Here is a 15,093-nt window from a genome sequence, read left to right as displayed (position 1 = left end):
TTCAACACGGATCAGGGCAGCCAGTTCACCAGCCCGCGCTTCACGCAAGTCTTGCTGGATGCGACGGTGAAGGTCTCGATGGACGGTCGCGGACGCTGGATGGACAACGTCATGATCGAGCGGCTATGGCGATCCCTGAAGTATGAGTGCGTCTATCTGCACGCCTTTGAGACCGGGTCAGCGGCCCGGGCTGGCATCGGCAAGTGGATCGACTTCTACAACAACGAGCGCCCGCACTCCGCGCTCGGCGGACGAACACCGGTCGAGGCCCATCAGGGCCCCGGCCTGAAAGCGGCGGCATGATCAACAGGCAAGCTTAGCGGCGCCGCAACACTGTCCGGAAAACGGGGGCCACCTCAGACCACGCGCGATACGCGGCGAGGCTCAAAGCGTCGGGGCAAGCGTATCTGGGCGAGCCGCGCTACGGACGGCAGCCGCCTCGAAGTTGGGTCTATCGCGGTACCTCCCCGGAGGAGACCTCACCCGGCAGCGTGGGCGGGCCGAATTAGGCCGACGGGACCCAAGACCTTTTGGGGGTCGCACATCTGAACTCCTTATCAATGGAGCGCCAGGACGTTCTTCCCCCTCCGATCTTGTAGGCGGCAGGGGGTGGGGCCATCGTCAGCCCCAGCCTTCCCTGTGCTTCCCTCAGCCGTTGCCACCGCTGCGCTGGCGCTGCCATGCCCGGTTGCTGCGTCGGATGGTGGAGGCCGGGGTGAAGTATGCCTGCCAATGCCCAGCGCCCAGCGTGTATTCGGAGCCGTGCTGCTCCCTGTCACGGAGGACGAAAGGCGGGCGTGACGAGGGTAGCGCGGAGTGGCGCGAGACGTGAAGTTCACCAATGCAGGGCAGCTCGATGAAGAGCGTGGAGGCCGCAACCTCGACCGTGCAGCGGTATGTGGCGATGTGAGTCATGAGTGTCCTCGTGTTGCGTCGTGTCGTGCAACAGGACCGCAGCTATGCGTCAACGCATTGGTGCCGTTGCCCTCATTCGTATCGAAGACGGCGAGGAAGGTCCAGCGCCAGCGATTGTGTCCGCAAGGGTATGCCCTAGTGGTCGTGTCCTGAGGCTCGCTTGGGTGTGTCCGTAAGGGTTTGACATCCGTCTACGTACACGTCTATCAGCGGACATGACCTTTTCGGACACAAGCGGAGGCATTATGTCCCAAACGATCCTCTATGCCCGCGTCAGTACTGCCGACCAGAACTTGGACCACCAGAGGACGCAAGCGGAGGCAGCGGGCTTTCAGCTTGATGAGGTCGTCGCTGACCATGGCGTGTCGGGGGTGAACGCGAAGCTCGCCGAGAGGCCGGAAGGAAGGCGGCTTTACGACAAGCTGCGGAGGGGCGATGTCCTCGTCGTGCGCTGGGTGGACCGGCTAGGGAGAAACTATCAGGACGTGACGGACGCCATCCGGGACTTCATGCGCCGCGGTGTCGTCATCCGAACCGTCATCAACAACATGACCTTCGATGGCGCGACTACAGACCCTATGCAGGAGGCCGTGAGAGACGCACTCATCGCCTTCATGGCGGCGACTGCTCAGGCACAGGCGGAGGCGACCAAGGAAGCCCAGAAGGCCGGTATTCAGTCCAACAAAGGTGACCCCAAAAAGTATCGGGGAAAGAAGCCGAGTTACGACCGGGCGAAGCTGGCCCAGGTGCAGGACATGCTCGCTGCAGGAACTGGGACAAGTGCTGTGGCGAAGGCAGCGGGCCTGACGCGGCAGACAGTCCTTCGGATCAAGAGCGATCCTTCAGCAGCACGAGTTGCCGTGGAGCGATGGGAGGACCATTGAAGCGCTCCCGAGTTCACCTCAAGGCCAAGCCGCTGACGGCCCGCCCGTCACTGCGACTCTTTCCGGGTTGGGAAAAGCTGGATAGGGGACGTGAGCTCGACAGTGTCCTTTTCTCTCTGGATTTGTCCCAAATGTACCTCATCAACTTCGGGTTTCGAGAGAGCGAAGTCTGCGAACGCTTGATAATCGAAGTCTCGAATAACCGTGTTGCAGAGGTCTCTTCCCGCGCGGGACAGTACTGCGGCTTCGACAGTCAGCTTGCTGTTGGGCTTGCCGCGCAAGGCAACCCCACGGCTGTCGTTCTTGAATGAGCGTATGATGAGGCCATCCTCTGAAAACGTCATGCTGAAGGTCTTTTCGGCCGTCCAGAAGCCAGACTGTTCAATGTAGGTGGTCTCCGGGATTGACAACTTGGGATGCAAAATCGCAGTCATCGCGACCCCGTCGGGGCTGCAAACCGGCAGCACTCGCTCGATCAACTGTGCGGTCTCAGTATCGAGCATAGATACGAAATGTACGGTCGTCGGGGCGATCTTGCCCGGCTCCCGGATTTCACTCGCGAGCAGCTTGCCATACATCATCCGCAGGTCCTCGGAAGACGCATCCTCGGCGTAACGCTCAAACCTATTCATCCAGTCATCGGAGGGACCCTCGGTGCCGGGCGAAGGGGGCGTCGTCTGAAGGTCCTCGACGGCCACAGCTGCAACCGCTTCCCGGTTTGTCTGGCTCCTGTAGGAGCGAGCCACCATGCTTTGCAAAGCGCGGTCGACAACTTCTGGGTCCTGAGCAGCGGCTTCGGCAACCCGTTCTGCGATGGCCCGCGAAACTGCGCTGCGAGCGTCGGACTTGTCTCGGATATCCCTCGCAACTCCCTCTAGGTACGCTACCGGGATGTCAGCAGTTGATCCGATCAATCGGCTGATAGCTTTACCTGCAGGTCCTGCCAGAACCTGAGGTAAGCCTCCCTCGAGTAGAGTGTCCAGCCAATGCATCGGCTGATTGATCTCGTCGTCCGTCATCGTCACCTCGTGGCCCGCCTTGATCAGTTGGTACAGTTCTAAGGCGAAGTCTCTGAGACTAAAAGACTAACGGCGTGCGAGCTAGGCGCGATTTCGGGTGTCCTTGCTTCATAGCTCCCCTCTTTTCGGGTGAGCTTGCGTCGGTGGGGCGAACTGAGCCGGGAAGGCGCCGCTGTACATCGAGCGAGGTGCGGAGATCGGATTGACGCTTTGTTCAGCTCTCTGGTACACATACCGAGAACATGAGGTGGGATCGTGCTTTCATATCAGTAGTTTGAGTGACCGTTTTGAGAGTTCGAGTCTCTCATCACCCACCATCCCTTCCCTTCGAACCACGAGAATACGCCCGGTACGCCGGGGGCCTCCGGCACGTGCGGCCTGGGCGCTGTTCGCGTGAATCGGCAGGTGCAGCCGAGCGAGTGGAACGGGAATGTGCCGCAGCGAAAGCTGAGGACACTTTCGGAGGATGACGTGCGGGAAATCTGGTTGGAAGGGGCGATTGGGCGCTTGACGCCGACCGGCCCCGGCCATAGAACGCCCCACACGTTCGGAGCGGGCTTCGGACGAACAGCGAGCGGTTGTAGCTCAGTTGGTTAGAGTACCGGCCTGTCACGCCGGGGGTCGCGGGTTCGAGCCCCGTCAACCGCGCCACGCTGTTCCAAAGCCCAAAACCGGCCGTAATGCGCGGTTGTAGCTCAGTTGGTTAGAGTACCGGCCTGTCACGCCGGGGGTCGCGGGTTCGAGCCCCGTCAACCGCGCCACTTCCTAGATCTGGAAGACAAAACGGGCGCCCTCGGGCGCCCGTTGTCGTTTGTGGGGGCGGCGGCGCGGCCTAGGCCGCAACCGCCATGTCCGACAGCACCTCGGCCGCGATGCGGAACGACTCGCGCCGCGCCTCGTGGTCGTGGATCTGGCCCGTCAGGATCAGCTCGTCGGGCTTGTAGCGGTCGATCAGGGCGCCGAGATCCCGCCGCACCGTCTGTGGCGCGCCGACGGCCGTGACGCGCAGGGCCTCGTCCACCGCCGCGCGCACGTTCGCGCCGATCTCGGCGTCGATGTCGCGCACGGGGCGGGGCAGTTTGCCCGGCTGGCCCAGACGCAGCCGCGCAAAGGCTTGCTGCATGGTAGTGCGCAGGAACGTGCCCTCGTCGTCCGTAGCCGCCGCGAAGACGTTCACCGCGAGCATGAAGCGCGGCGCGTCGAGGTGTTCGGAGGGGCGGAAGTTGCGGCGGTAAACCTCGACCGCGTCGTCCAGCGCCGCGGGTGCGAAGTGCGAGGCGAAAGCATAGGGCAGCCCCAGATGCGCGGCGAGCTGCGCGCCGTAGAGCGATGAGCCCAGCATCCAGACGGGCACTTGCGTGCCCTCGCCGGGAAGGGCGCGCACCGGGGCGTCGGGGCGTTCGGGACCCAGGTAGTCGATCAACTCTATCACGTCGCGCGGGAAGTCGTCGCCCCGATCCATGGAACGGCGCAGCGCGCGGGCGACGGCCATGTCGCCGCCGGGCGCGCGCCCGAGGCCAAGGTCGATGCGGCCGGGATGCATGGTGGCCAGCGTGCCGAACTGCTCGGCCACCGCCAGGGGCGCGTGATTGGGCAGCATGATGCCGCCCGCGCCGACGCGGATGTTGCGCGTCGCGCTCGCGATGTGCCCGATCAGGACGGCCGTCGCGGCGCTGGCGATGCCCGGCATGTTGTGATGCTCGGCCAGCCAGTAGCGGTGGTAGCCCCAGCTTTCGGCATGGCGGGCGAGGTCGACGCTGTTCGCGATGGCCTGTCCCGCGTCCGATCCTTCGGGAACGGGCGCAAGGTCGAGAATGGAATACTGCATGTCGGTCTCCGGTCTGACTTGTGCTCAAGATGGTCCGCCGTCGGCGCCGGTGAAAGGGGCAGGGCGCGCCGGATGACGGTACGGAACCCCGGCACCGCGTTGCACTTTGCCCCCGGGCCCCCCACTTCACGCGGATGGAGGAACGCGACCAGATGGAAAAACGCGAGCGCCGGCTGCGGCGTCAGTTCGACGCGCTGTCGAAGAACGTGCCGAAGAGCGAAGGCGTGGTCCGCGGACTGCTCGTCCCGCGCCGCTGGCATATCCGTATCCCCGTCGCGATCCTTCTGATCGTGGGAGGCCTGCTGGGGTTCCTGCCGATCGTGGGGCTGTGGATGCTGCCGCTCGGGTTGCTCTTGCTGGCGCTCGACGTGCCGTTCCTCCAGCAGCCGATTTCGCGCGCGATGATCTGGGGCCGCCGGACGTGGAGCACCCGCCGGCGCAAGTGGCAACGCCGGCGGGAGAGGTAGGTGGGATTTTGCTACGCATAATCCTGCGGAAATGCGCGCCTCTCCGGATCAGGTGACGGCCTTGCGCGCCTTGTACTGGGGCGTGTCCCACAGGCGGTTCGACATGACGTCCTCGATCACGTCCACCGCGCGCCGCACATCATCCTCGTCGATGTATAGTGGCGTAAGACCGAAGCGCATAATGTCCGGCATCCGGAAGTCGCCGATCACGCCCCGGTCGATCAGCGCCTGCATGGCGGCGTAGCCGTCCTCGAACCGGAACGACACTTGCGAGCCGCGCGCCGTGCCGTCGCGGGGGCTGGCGAGGCGCAGCTCCGGGCAGCGCGCCTCGACCTCGCGGATGAACAGCTCGCCCAGCTCGATCGAGCGCGTGCGCAGCTCCTGCATGTCCACCTCTTCCCAGATGTCGAGCGCGGGCTCGAGCGCCGAGAGCCCAAGCACGGGCGGCGTGCCCACGCGCATCCGGGCGATGCCCTCGCCGGGGACATAATCGGGCGAGAAGGCGAAGGGCGCGGTGTGGCCCATCCAGCCCGACAGCGCCACGGCCGCCTGCTCCTGGTGCTGCGGCGCGACGTAGATGAAGGCCGGGGAGCCGGGGCCGCCGTTGAGGAACTTGTAGGTGCAGCCGACGGCGAAATCGGCCCCGGCCGCCGCCAGATCCACCGGCAGTGCGCCGGCGCTGTGAGCCAGGTCCCAGACCGTCAGGACGCCGTGGGCGTGCGCCTTCTCGGTCAGGCGCTTCATGTCGTGCTTTCGGCCGGTGCGATAGTCCACCTCGGTCAGCATCAGCACCGCCACCTCGTCGGTGATCGCGGCCTCGACATCCTCGGGCGCGGGCGTGCGCAACTCGTGGCCGCGCCCCAGCATCCCGGCGATGCCCTGCGCGATGTATAGGTCGGAGGGGAAGTTTCCGTTGTCCGACAGGATCACCTTGCGCTCGGGGCGCATAGCCAAGGCGGCGGCCAGCGCCTGGTGCACCTTGACCGACAGCGTGTCGCCCATGACCACGCTGCCCTCGGACGCGCCCAGCAGGCGGCCGATGCGGTCGCCCACGCGGGCGGGCTGCGTGTACCACCCGGCGGTGTTCCAGCCGCGGATCAGCTCTTCGGCCCATTCGTTCCGAAGCACGTGCGCCATGTGCTCGGGTACGGCGACGGGCATTGGCCCCAGAGAGTTGCCGTCCAGGTAGATCACGCCCTCGGGCAGGTGGAAGCGGCGCTTGAGCGCGGCGAAGTCGGTCATCGTATCTCCCTCAATTCGTCGGCGCGCACAGGACACCGGCGCGACGGCGAAGGCAAGTCGATCAGGAGAAAGCGTCGATCAGCAGCCGGAGGGCGACCAGCGCGAGCAGTCCCAGGATGAGCCTGTCGAACACCTGTTTCGAGATGCGCCGGGCGAGGAAGGCGCCGACCGGCATGGCGGCCAACAGGGGCACGAGCGCCGCGCAGGACCAGGCCAGCCGCTCCCATGTCAGGAAGCCGTAATGGCCCAGAAGCGGGATCTGCACCACGGCCATGGCCGCGAAGAAGACCGAGATCGTGGCGACGAAGGCGGATCGCTCGGTCCGCAACGCGTTGAGGAAGGTGATCGAGACGGGCGCCGAGACGCCGGCCGCACCCTGCATCACGCCCGCCAGCGTGCCGACCGGCAGGGCGATCCGGCGGGCGACGGCGAAGGGCAGCACCCAGTCCGGCCGGGCCAGCCGGAAGGCGATGTAGGCGAACACCGACAGCGCCACGAGGATCAGCAGCGCCTCCTGCGGGAGATTGGCGAGCATGAAGGTGCCGATGCCCGCGCCGAGCGCGCCGGCCAGCGCGAAGGTGACCGTGAAGCGGCGGTCGAGCTGATGCGAGCGGTAATGCCAGCCCTGCCACAGGTTCGAGACCAGGTTGGGGACCGAAAAGATGGCGATGGCGAAGGGCACGTCGAAGAGGATCGCCATGACCGGCACGGCGATGATCGGTGCGCCGGCACCGGTCGCGCCCTTGAGCACGCCGCCCAGCGCCAGTGCGAGAAAAGCCCATATCATGCAGCGGTTTGTGCGTCGCTTCCGCCCGCGCGTCCAGTGGCGGCGAGGAGGGGCGCCGGCTTGAACGCTGAGGCGCTTCTTGAAGAATGTCGAGGAAAACGTTTTGGGTCAGAAGGTTGCGGGCGGTTTTGGAAGCGATCCGCGCGTTTCCCTATCCCGCTCTTGCGGGAACGCGGAGTTGGCCGGCGTTCCGCCGTGCTGTGCGTGGCGGTAACGGACTGTCCGGGCCTAGACTCATGTATACAGTCGATCACCGCATCTTGCGGTCGAAGGCTTCAACTAAAAGATGAAGATGGTGTGCTAACTATCATTTAAAAAGGTATTTTCTTCTGTCCCGATGTTCCGGGCCTCCCCATGCTCCCTCGCAGCCGGGTTTGACGGGGTTTTGTACACAGGGTAGCACATTCAAGAACGGCTTGCCGCGGCATCGGCTTTTGCCGAGTATGCGGACGGGGCAGGAGGGGCGATTGGCGGAGCTCGAGAAGAAGACGCGGTTCATGAAGGCGCTCATGGAGCTGCGCGAACTTGTCATGTCGGGCGCGCTCGAGCCCGGACAGCGTCTGTCAGAGGTCGCCGTTTCTCAGCAGCTGGGTATCTCACGCACGCCGCTGCGCGAAGCGATGGCGCGGCTGGTCGAAGAGGGGTTCCTCGAACGCATCCCCACGGGCGGTTGCCGCGTGCGGCAGGTCACGGTGGCCGACGTCGTCGACAGCATCGAGGTGCGGGGCACGATCGAGGGCATGGCCGTGCGGCTCGCGGCCGAACGGGGCGCCGCACCCGGGGCGTTGCGCGTTTGCCACGACCTCGTCGATCGGATCGACGAGGCGCTCGGCGCAAGCGAGGCTGAGACGGATTTCGAGGCCTATGCCGACCTCAACGCGGCTTTTCACGAAGCGCTCGGCGCTCTGGCCGGGTCCGAGACGGTGCGGCGCGAACATGCGCGCGTCTCGCAGCTGCCATTGGCGGGCCCGAGCGCGTTCCTGCAAGGTCAGATTGCCGTGCCCGAAATCCGGCGGTCGCTTTTCGTGGCGCAGCGGCAGCACCGCGCGCTGATCGAGGCCATCGAGGCGCGCGAGGGCACCCGGGCCGAGGCGCTGGCGCGCGAACATGCGCGGCTCGCGCGGGCCAACCTCGATTACCTGATGCAACGGGATCCAGACGAGGCCGGGGCGGTTCCCGGACTCGCCATGGTGTCGGCCGGCTGAGGCGTGTAAGCCAGCGGCCAATCGAGTCTCAGACAGGGAGGACGAGATGACAACGAAGACGAAAAAAGTAGCGGTGATTCTGGCCGGTGGCGTTGCGGCACTTGCGCTGACGGGCGGGGCCCAGGCCCAGGAATATACGTTCAAGCTGCACCACCTGCTGGGCGCGCAGTCGCCCGCGCAGACCGAGATGCTCGAACCTTGGGCCGAGGCGGTCGAGGAGAATTCCGGCGGCCGGGTGGAGATCGAGGTCTACCCGGCAATGACGCTGGGCGGCCGTCCGCCCGAGCTGATCCAGCAGGTGCGCGACGGAGTCGTGGACCTGGTCTGGACGGTGAATGGCTACACCCCGGGGCTCTTCCCTCGGACCGAGGTGATGGAACTGCCAACCGTGTTCAAGAACGACCCCGTCGCGGCGAACCTCGCGCTTTACGACATGTGGCAGGACGGCGATCTCGGCGACGAGTACCGCGGGACCGAGCCCATGTTCCTCCACGTCCACGCCGGCCAGGCGATCCACATGGCGGACGAGCCGGTGCGCACGCCTGCCGACCTCGAGGGCAAGAACCTGCGGATCCCGACCCGCACGGGGGCCTGGGCGATCGAGGCGCTCGGCGCCAACCCGACGGCGATGCCGGTCCCAGAGCTTCCGCAGGCGCTTCAGAAGGGCGTCGTGGACGGGGCGCTGATCCCGTGGGAAATCATCCCGGCCCTGAACATCCAAGACCAGACCGAGTACCAGATCGAAGGCCACGACCAGGAGCGCATCGGCACGACGACCTTCCAGGTGTCGATGAACCAGGCCAAGTGGGAAAGTCTGCCCGAAGACATCCAGCAGGCCTTCCGCGACGCGTCGGGCCCCGAATGGTGGGCCGAGGTGGGCCGCATCTGGCGCGCGACGGACGATTACGGCATCCAGGTCGCAACCGAGGCCGGGAACGAGCACATCGTCCTGTCCGAGGAAGAGACCCAGGCCTTCCGCGACGCGCTTCAGCCGGTCGTCGACCGCTGGGTCGAGGACGTGAGCTCGAAGGGCATCGACGGCGAAGCGCTGGTCGAGAAGGCCCGGCAGAAAATCGAAGAACACAGCGACAGGTAAATGACTGATCTTCTGAAGATGGGCCGCACCGGGACAACCGGTGCGGCCGCCGCGTTGATAACGTTCTGGGCGCTGCTCGGCGGCGTCCTGCTTCTGCTCGTCGTTCTGATGAACGTGGTGAGCGTCGTTGGCGCCGTCGTCTGGCGGCCGTTTCCCGGCGACTTCGAGATGACGGAAGTTGGCATCGCCGTCGCCGCCTTCAGCTTCCTGCCTTACTGCCAGCTGACAGACGCCAACGTGACCGCCGACATCTTCACCGCGCGCGCCTCGGCACGGACGGTGGCGTTCCTCAAGCTCGTCGCGTCGGTCGTCGCCTTCTTCTTCGCGCTCTTGCTGGTGTGGCGGATGTATTACGGCATGCTCGACCAGCGCGACTATGGCTACACCACCGCGATCCTGCAGTTCCCGACATGGATCGCCTTCGTTCCGATCCTGATCTCGCTCGCGCTGCTGGCCGTCGCCGCGCTGATCACCTTCCTCGAGACCGGGCGCCAGGTCGCCACGGGAGCTTCTGAATGACCGATCCCGTGACGCTGGGCGTGATCGCCCTGGTCGTCCTGGTGCTGCTGATCGCCGCCCGGATGCCCATCGCCTATTCCATGATCCTCGTCGGCGGGGTCGGCATCACGCTGATCAACGGGCCGGCGCTGATGCTCAACCAGCTCAAGACGCTCGCCTACGGCCAGTTCTCGATCTACGACCTGTCGGTCGTGCCGATGTTCGTGCTGATGGGCGTGCTTGCCGGACGGTCGGGGCTCAGCCAGGCGCTGTTTCGCGGGGCGAACGCGTGGTTCGGCTGGCTCAGGGGCGGTACCGCCATGGCCGCAATCGCCGCCTGCGCCGGCTTCGGTGCGGTTGCAGGCTCTTCGCTGGCCACGGCCTCGACCATGGGCAAGGTGGCGCTGCCCGAGCTCAAGCGCTTCAACTATTCGGGCGCGCTGGCGACCGGCTCGCTTGCAGCGGGCGGGGTGCTGGGCATCCTGATCCCGCCTTCAGTCGTGCTGATCGTCTACGCCATCATCGTCGAGGCGAACATCGTCACCATGTTCGCCGCAGCCCTGATCCCCGGCATCCTGGCGGTGATCTTCTTCCTGCTGACGATCGCGCTTTACGTGCTGGTCCGGCCCGAGGCGGGTCCGGCGGGTGGCAGCTCGGATCGCGAAGAGTTCCGCGAGGCGACGCTTGGCCTGATCCCGGTCCTCGTGATCTTCGGCATCGTGCTTGGCGGCATCTATGGGGGCTTCTACAATCCTACGCCCGCGGGCGCGGTGGGCGTGTTCCTGGTCTGGGTCTACGGCACGTTCCGCGGACAGCTTCGCATCCGCGACATGATCGAAAGCCTGAAGGAGACCGCGGGCACCACCGGCATGATCTATCTGATCCTGCTGGGCGCGGAGCTGATGAAGATTTTCATGTCCCGCATCGGTCTGCCGCAGGCCACGGCCGAGTGGATCCTGGCCAGCGGGTACGAGCCGATGCTGGTGATGATCCTTCTGCTGATTGCGCTGATCTTCCTGGGCTGCCTGATGGACAGCCTGTCGATGATCCTGCTGGTCATCCCGTTCTTCTGGCCGGTCCTGAGCGAGCTGAACGGCGGGATCTACCAGATGGCCGAGGGGTCGGGCTTCGGGATGTCCACCGAGGATCTGAAGATCTGGTTCGGGATTCTCGCGCTGATCGTGGTGGAGCTGGGGCTGATCACACCGCCCGTCGGGATGAATGTCTTCGTCATCTCGGCGATGGCCAAGGATGTCCCCATGCTCGAGACCTTCAAGGGCGTGGCGCCGTTCTTCGGGGCCGAGATCGTGCGCGTCGTGATCCTTCTGCTGTTCCCGGCGCTGACGCTCTGGCTGCCGTCCGTCTTGCAGTGAGGGGCCGACTGGCCCCCGCGTAAACCAGTTATTAATGTCCTGAGAGTAGGAGCATACAGATGCCCACACCGCCGTATCGCGCCGACCACGTCGGAAGCCTGCTGCGCCCGAAGCCGATCACCGAGGCGCGCAAGAAGTTCTTCGAGGAAAAGTCGATCTCCGCAGACGAGCTGCGCGAGGTCGAGGATCGCGAGATCCCCGGGCTCATCAAGATGCAGGAAGAGGTCGGTCTGAAGGCTGTCACCGACGGCGAGGCGCGCCGCTCGTTCTGGCACTATGACTTCATGGGAATGCTCACCGGCCTCGACCTGGAAGAGCGGGACGACGGCGTGCAGTTCGCCGGCGTCAAGCTGCGCCCGATTTTCCCCACGATCACCAGCAAGCTCGACTTCCCGGCCGACCATCCGATGCTCGACCACTTCAAGTTCGTGCGCGACAACACCAGCGTGACGCCGAAGATCTCGATCCCCGGCCCGTCGGCGATCCACTTCCGCACCGCGCCCGAAGACATCGCGCCGGCCGAATACAAGGACCTGGACGTCCTGTTTCACGACATCGCGCAGACCTACAGGAAGGCCGTCCAAGCGTTCTATGACGCTGGCTGCCGGTACCTGCAGATGGACGACATCTTCTTCGCCTACCTGTGTGACCCCAAGCACCGCGCCTCGCGGCAGGAGCAGGGGCAGGACCCGGACTGGCTGATCGATCAGTATGCGTGGATGATGAACGAAGCGATCAAGGATCGCCCCGACGACATGATCATCGGCATGCACATGTGCCGGGGCAACTTCCGCTCGACCCACGCGGCCGAGGGGGCGTACGATCCAGCCGCCGACGCGATCTTCAACAAGACCGGCGTCGACGTCTACTTCATGGAGTACGACACCGAGCGGGCCGGCGGGCTCGAGCCGCTGAAGCTTCTGCCCAAGGGCAACAAGCGCGTGCTGCCGGGCTTCATCACGACCAAGACCGGTGAGCTCGAGGATATGGATTGGCTGAAGCGCCAGTTCGAGAAGGCGTCGGAATACGCCGACATCGACCAGCTGGGCATCGCCCCGCAATGCGGCTTCGCCTCGACCGAGGAAGGCAACGCCATCACGCCCGACGACCAGCGTCGGAAACTGGAACTCGTCGTGCGCACCGCCGAAGAGATCTGGGGTGAGGTCTGAGCAATCGGGCAACTTTCGGGGAGTGACTTCGCGTCCTCCCCGATTAGCTCTTGCGGGACTCACGCAGAAGGTTTTGTTAGCGCGCCAGCACCGGGTATAAGCGGCCCGAACCGCTATTGGTGCCGCTAACACCGTCGCCGCGCCGCCCGGGCGCGGCTCCGCAAGAGAGGGTTCAGACCATGCAGACCCAGGACCTGCGTGACGCCGTACTGCGTCACCTGACTTATTCGCTGGGCAAGGACCCGGCGCACGCCCAGACGAACGACTGGCGCCTCGCGCTGTCCTTTGCCGTGCGCGAACGGATTGTCGACCCCTGGTTCGCCTCGACCCGCGCGACCTATGGCGGCAAGCACAAGCGCGTCTACTACCTGTCGATGGAGTTCCTGATCGGCCGCCTGCTCGAGGACGCGGTCGTGAACCTCGGTCTCATGGACGCGGCCGACGAGGTGATGTCGGGCTTCGGGCAGAACCTGCACAACGTTTTGTCGGACGAACCCGACGCGGCGCTCGGCAACGGCGGTCTGGGCCGGCTGGCGGCGTGCTTCCTCGAGTCGCTGTCGACCATCGGCTGCCCCGCCTACGGCTACGGCATCCGCTACGAGCATGGCCTGTTCAAGCAGAGCTTCCGCGACGGCCGGCAGATGGAAAGCCCCGAGGACTGGCTGCTGCGACGCAACGCGTGGGGCTTCCCCCGGCCCGAGGCGTCTTTCCGCATCGGTTTCAATGGTCGCGTGGCCGAGCGGGACGGCAAACCGGTTTGGGAGCCCAGCGAAGCCGTGCTGGCCAGCGCCCACGACACCCCGATCATCGGCTGGCAGGGCCGGTGGGCGAACACCTTGCGCCTGTGGGAAGCCAAGCCGGTAGACATCTTCGACCTCGACCGCTTCAACCGCGGCGAGTTCGCTGCCGCGGCCGAGGCCGAGGCGTCGGCGCGCACCATCAGCCGCGTGCTCTATCCCGACGACACGACCTATCAGGGCAAGCGCCTGCGCCTGCAGCAGGAGTATTTCTTCACCGCCGCGTCGCTGCGCGACATCGTGCGCCGCTTCGACAGCGAATACGACGACCCGGCGTGGCTGCCGCAGAAGGTGGCGATCCAGCTCAACGACACGCACCCGGCCATCGCGGGGCCCGAGCTTGTCCGCATCCTGCACGACGAGAAGGGGATGGAGATCGACCGCGCGATCGAGACCGCACGCGCCACGCTGAACTACACCAACCACACGCTGCTGCCCGAGGCGCTCGAGAAGTGGTCGGAAGAGCTGATGAGCGACCTGCTGCCGCGTCACATGACGCTGATCCAGCGCATCGACGAGCATCACGCCCAGGAAAAGCCGAACCGCAAGGTGCGCCTGATCGAGAATGGCGACGTGAAGATGGGCGAGCTGTCCTTCGTCATGGCCAACCGCGTGAATGGCGTGTCGGCCCTGCACACCGAGCTGATGAAGCAGACGGTGTTCGAGGACCTGCACGCGCAGTACCCCGACAAGATCGTGAACCAGACGAACGGCGTCACCCCGCGCCGCTGGCTGCTGTCGGCCAACCCGCGCCTGTCGAACCTGATCGCGGGCGAGATCGGCATGGACTGGGTAGACGACTTGGAGCAGCTGGCGCGGCTCGAGCCGCTGGCCGAGGACTCGGCCTTCCGCAAGGCGTATCGCGATGCCAAGCGCGCCAACAAGGCCGAGCTGTCGCAGTGGTTCCGCGACACGCACGACGTGGCGCTGGATCCCGACGCGATGTTCGACGTGCAGATCAAACGCATCCACGAGTACAAGCGCCAGCACCTCAACATCCTCGAGGCGATCGCGCTCTGGCAGGAGATCCGCGACAACCCGAACGGCGACTGGACGCCGCGGGTCAAGATCTTCGGCGGCAAGGCCGCGCCGGGCTACGTCTTCGCGAAAGAGATCATCTATCTCATCAACTCGGTCGCCAAGGTGCTCAACGCCGACCCGGTGACCTCGAAGTTCCTCAAGGTCGTCTATCCGCCGAACTACAACGTCACGCTGGCCGAGAAGCTGATCCCGGCGGCCGAGCTGTCCCAGCAGATCTCGACCGCGGGCAAGGAGGCGTCGGGCACCGGCAACATGAAGTTCGCCCTGAACGGCGCGCTGACCATCGGCACGCTCGACGGCGCGAACGTCGAGATCCGCGAGCTTGTGGGCGCCGACAACTTCTTCCTGTTCGGCATGACCGCGTCCGAAGTCGTGGAGCGGCGCAAGGTGCACGAGCATGCCGCCAAGGCCATCGCGGCCGACCCGAGGCTGGCGCGCGCACTGGACGAAATCCGCGCCGGCACCTTCTCGGACGGGGATGGAGAGCGCTTCCGTTCGATCACCGACAACGTGTCGGGCCACGACTACTTCCTGGTCTCGTCGGACTTCACCGACTTCTGGCGGGCCAGCCGTGAGGTCGACAGGGCCTATCGCGACTCTACGTCATGGACCAGAATGGCGGTGCTGAATACCGCGCGCTCGGGGTGGTTCTCCTCGGACCGTACGATCCGGGGCTACATGGGCGACATCTGGGGAGCCTCCGCAGTCCCGGCCTGACGGTCGGGAACCCCCGCCGCGCGCGCTGGTTGGAAAACCGGAACCGACGAAGGGG

Annotated in this window: 14 protein-coding genes and 2 tRNA genes; 11 read left to right on the top strand and 5 right to left on the bottom strand. The window is 65.4% G+C overall.

Features of this window, described 5'->3' with window-relative positions; translation table 11 throughout:
- Positions 1-303 (top strand): integrase core domain-containing protein (locus tag BM162_RS11860; protein ID WP_143096145.1); only part of this gene is annotated, 303 nt, incomplete at its 5' end.
- Positions 304-648: 345 nt separating this feature from the next.
- On the opposite strand, the gene BM162_RS11855 is transcribed toward BM162_RS11860, so the two are convergent.
- Positions 649-915, bottom strand: coding sequence for a hypothetical protein (locus tag BM162_RS11855; protein WP_093422076.1), 267 nt, complete (start codon positions 913-915; stop codon positions 649-651).
- A gap of 245 nt (positions 916-1,160) precedes the next feature.
- Here BM162_RS11855 and BM162_RS11850 point away from each other — a divergent pair, with 245 nt between their 5' ends.
- Positions 1,161-1,799 (top strand): recombinase family protein, encoded by a 639-nt coding sequence (locus tag BM162_RS11850; RefSeq protein ID WP_093422073.1) that lies wholly within the window; start codon positions 1,161-1,163, stop codon positions 1,797-1,799.
- A gap of 47 nt (positions 1,800-1,846) precedes the next feature.
- On the opposite strand, the gene BM162_RS11845 is transcribed toward BM162_RS11850, so the two are convergent.
- Positions 1,847-2,818: a DUF2806 domain-containing protein gene (locus BM162_RS11845; RefSeq protein WP_093422071.1), complete on the bottom strand. Its 972-nt coding sequence runs from the start codon at positions 2,816-2,818 to the stop codon at positions 1,847-1,849.
- A 574-nt stretch (positions 2,819-3,392) separates the two neighbouring features.
- Here BM162_RS11845 and BM162_RS11840 point away from each other — a divergent pair.
- Positions 3,393-3,469, top strand: a tRNA-Asp gene (locus BM162_RS11840).
- 33 nt (positions 3,470-3,502) lie between these two features.
- Positions 3,503-3,579: transfer RNA gene (locus BM162_RS11835), tRNA-Asp, on the top strand.
- A 71-nt stretch (positions 3,580-3,650) separates the two neighbouring features.
- Here the strand turns inward: BM162_RS11835 and BM162_RS11830 are convergent.
- Complete coding sequence (locus BM162_RS11830) at positions 3,651-4,646, bottom strand: LLM class flavin-dependent oxidoreductase (protein WP_093422068.1); 996 nt, start codon at positions 4,644-4,646, stop codon at positions 3,651-3,653.
- A 152-nt stretch (positions 4,647-4,798) separates the two neighbouring features.
- Here BM162_RS11830 and BM162_RS11825 point away from each other — a divergent pair, with 152 nt between their 5' ends.
- Complete coding sequence (locus BM162_RS11825; protein WP_093422066.1) at positions 4,799-5,113, top strand: hypothetical protein; 315 nt, start codon at positions 4,799-4,801, stop codon at positions 5,111-5,113.
- Positions 5,114-5,161: 48 nt separating this feature from the next.
- On the opposite strand, the gene kynU is transcribed toward BM162_RS11825, so the two are convergent.
- Both kynU and BM162_RS11815 read right to left on the bottom strand, forming a co-directional pair.
- Positions 5,162-6,355 (bottom strand): kynureninase, encoded by a 1,194-nt coding sequence (gene kynU, locus BM162_RS11820; RefSeq protein WP_093422063.1) that lies wholly within the window; start codon positions 6,353-6,355, stop codon positions 5,162-5,164.
- A gap of 61 nt (positions 6,356-6,416) precedes the next feature.
- Entirely contained in the window at positions 6,417-7,142 is a 726-nt protein-coding gene (locus BM162_RS11815; protein ID WP_093422060.1) for a sulfite exporter TauE/SafE family protein, read from the bottom strand.
- Between the two features lie 467 nt (positions 7,143-7,609).
- On the opposite strand from BM162_RS11815, the gene BM162_RS11810 reads away from it, so the two are divergent.
- The 6 genes from BM162_RS11810 to BM162_RS11785 all read left to right on the top strand — a co-directional run bounded on the left by BM162_RS11810 (position 7,610) and on the right by BM162_RS11785 (position 15,038).
- Positions 7,610-8,347: a GntR family transcriptional regulator gene (locus BM162_RS11810; protein ID WP_245759247.1), complete on the top strand. Its 738-nt coding sequence runs from the start codon at positions 7,610-7,612 to the stop codon at positions 8,345-8,347.
- Between the two features lie 46 nt (positions 8,348-8,393).
- Positions 8,394-9,443, top strand: coding sequence for a TRAP transporter substrate-binding protein (locus BM162_RS11805; RefSeq protein WP_093422055.1), 1,050 nt, complete (start codon positions 8,394-8,396; stop codon positions 9,441-9,443).
- Complete coding sequence (locus tag BM162_RS11800; protein ID WP_093422052.1) at positions 9,444-9,962, top strand: TRAP transporter small permease; 519 nt, start codon at positions 9,444-9,446, stop codon at positions 9,960-9,962.
- Positions 9,959-11,314 carry a TRAP transporter large permease gene (locus tag BM162_RS11795; RefSeq protein WP_093422050.1) on the top strand — a complete coding sequence of 452 codons (1,356 nt, stop codon included), beginning with the start codon at positions 9,959-9,961 and terminating at the stop codon, positions 11,312-11,314. The genes BM162_RS11800 and BM162_RS11795 overlap by 4 nt, the downstream gene beginning before the upstream one ends.
- Before the next feature lie 59 nt (positions 11,315-11,373).
- The gene (locus BM162_RS11790; RefSeq protein WP_093422048.1) at positions 11,374-12,483 is read left to right on the top strand and encodes a 5-methyltetrahydropteroyltriglutamate--homocysteine S-methyltransferase; all 1,110 of its coding nucleotides are present in this window, start codon (positions 11,374-11,376) and stop codon (positions 12,481-12,483) included.
- A 179-nt stretch (positions 12,484-12,662) separates the two neighbouring features.
- Positions 12,663-15,038 carry a glycogen/starch/alpha-glucan phosphorylase gene (locus tag BM162_RS11785; RefSeq protein ID WP_093422045.1) on the top strand — a complete coding sequence of 792 codons (2,376 nt, stop codon included), beginning with the start codon at positions 12,663-12,665 and terminating at the stop codon, positions 15,036-15,038.
- The last annotated feature ends 55 nt before the right edge of the window (positions 15,039-15,093 follow it).

The organism is Tranquillimonas alkanivorans (assembly GCF_900115595.1).
Taxonomy (GTDB): Bacteria; Pseudomonadota; Alphaproteobacteria; order Rhodobacterales; family Rhodobacteraceae; genus Tranquillimonas; species Tranquillimonas alkanivorans.
Note: the sequence above shows the minus strand (reverse complement) of the source record. Positions and strands in the feature narration are given on the sequence as shown.

What these genes read in the sequence shown, in the direction of transcription:
- BM162_RS11855 (WP_093422076.1), bottom strand. Translation starts at nt 915, where the DNA reads ATGACTCACATCGCCACATACCGCTGCACGGTCGAGGTTGCGGCCTCC.
- BM162_RS11850 (WP_093422073.1), top strand. Translation starts at nt 1,161, where the DNA reads ATGTCCCAAACGATCCTCTATGCCCGCGTCAGTACTGCCGACCAGAAC.
- BM162_RS11845 (WP_093422071.1), bottom strand. Translation starts at nt 2,818, where the DNA reads ATGACGGACGACGAGATCAATCAGCCGATGCATTGGCTGGACACTCTA.
- BM162_RS11830 (WP_093422068.1), bottom strand. Translation starts at nt 4,646, where the DNA reads ATGCAGTATTCCATTCTCGACCTTGCGCCCGTTCCCGAAGGATCGGAC.
- BM162_RS11825 (WP_093422066.1), top strand. Translation starts at nt 4,799, where the DNA reads ATGGAAAAACGCGAGCGCCGGCTGCGGCGTCAGTTCGACGCGCTGTCG.
- kynU (WP_093422063.1), bottom strand. Translation starts at nt 6,355, where the DNA reads ATGACCGACTTCGCCGCGCTCAAGCGCCGCTTCCACCTGCCCGAGGGC.
- BM162_RS11815 (WP_093422060.1), bottom strand. Translation starts at nt 7,142, where the DNA reads ATGATATGGGCTTTTCTCGCACTGGCGCTGGGCGGCGTGCTCAAGGGC.
- BM162_RS11805 (WP_093422055.1), top strand. Translation starts at nt 8,394, where the DNA reads ATGACAACGAAGACGAAAAAAGTAGCGGTGATTCTGGCCGGTGGCGTT.
- BM162_RS11800 (WP_093422052.1), top strand. Translation starts at nt 9,444, where the DNA reads ATGACTGATCTTCTGAAGATGGGCCGCACCGGGACAACCGGTGCGGCC.
- BM162_RS11795 (WP_093422050.1), top strand. Translation starts at nt 9,959, where the DNA reads ATGACCGATCCCGTGACGCTGGGCGTGATCGCCCTGGTCGTCCTGGTG.
- BM162_RS11790 (WP_093422048.1), top strand. Translation starts at nt 11,374, where the DNA reads ATGCCCACACCGCCGTATCGCGCCGACCACGTCGGAAGCCTGCTGCGC.
- BM162_RS11785 (WP_093422045.1), top strand. Translation starts at nt 12,663, where the DNA reads ATGCAGACCCAGGACCTGCGTGACGCCGTACTGCGTCACCTGACTTAT.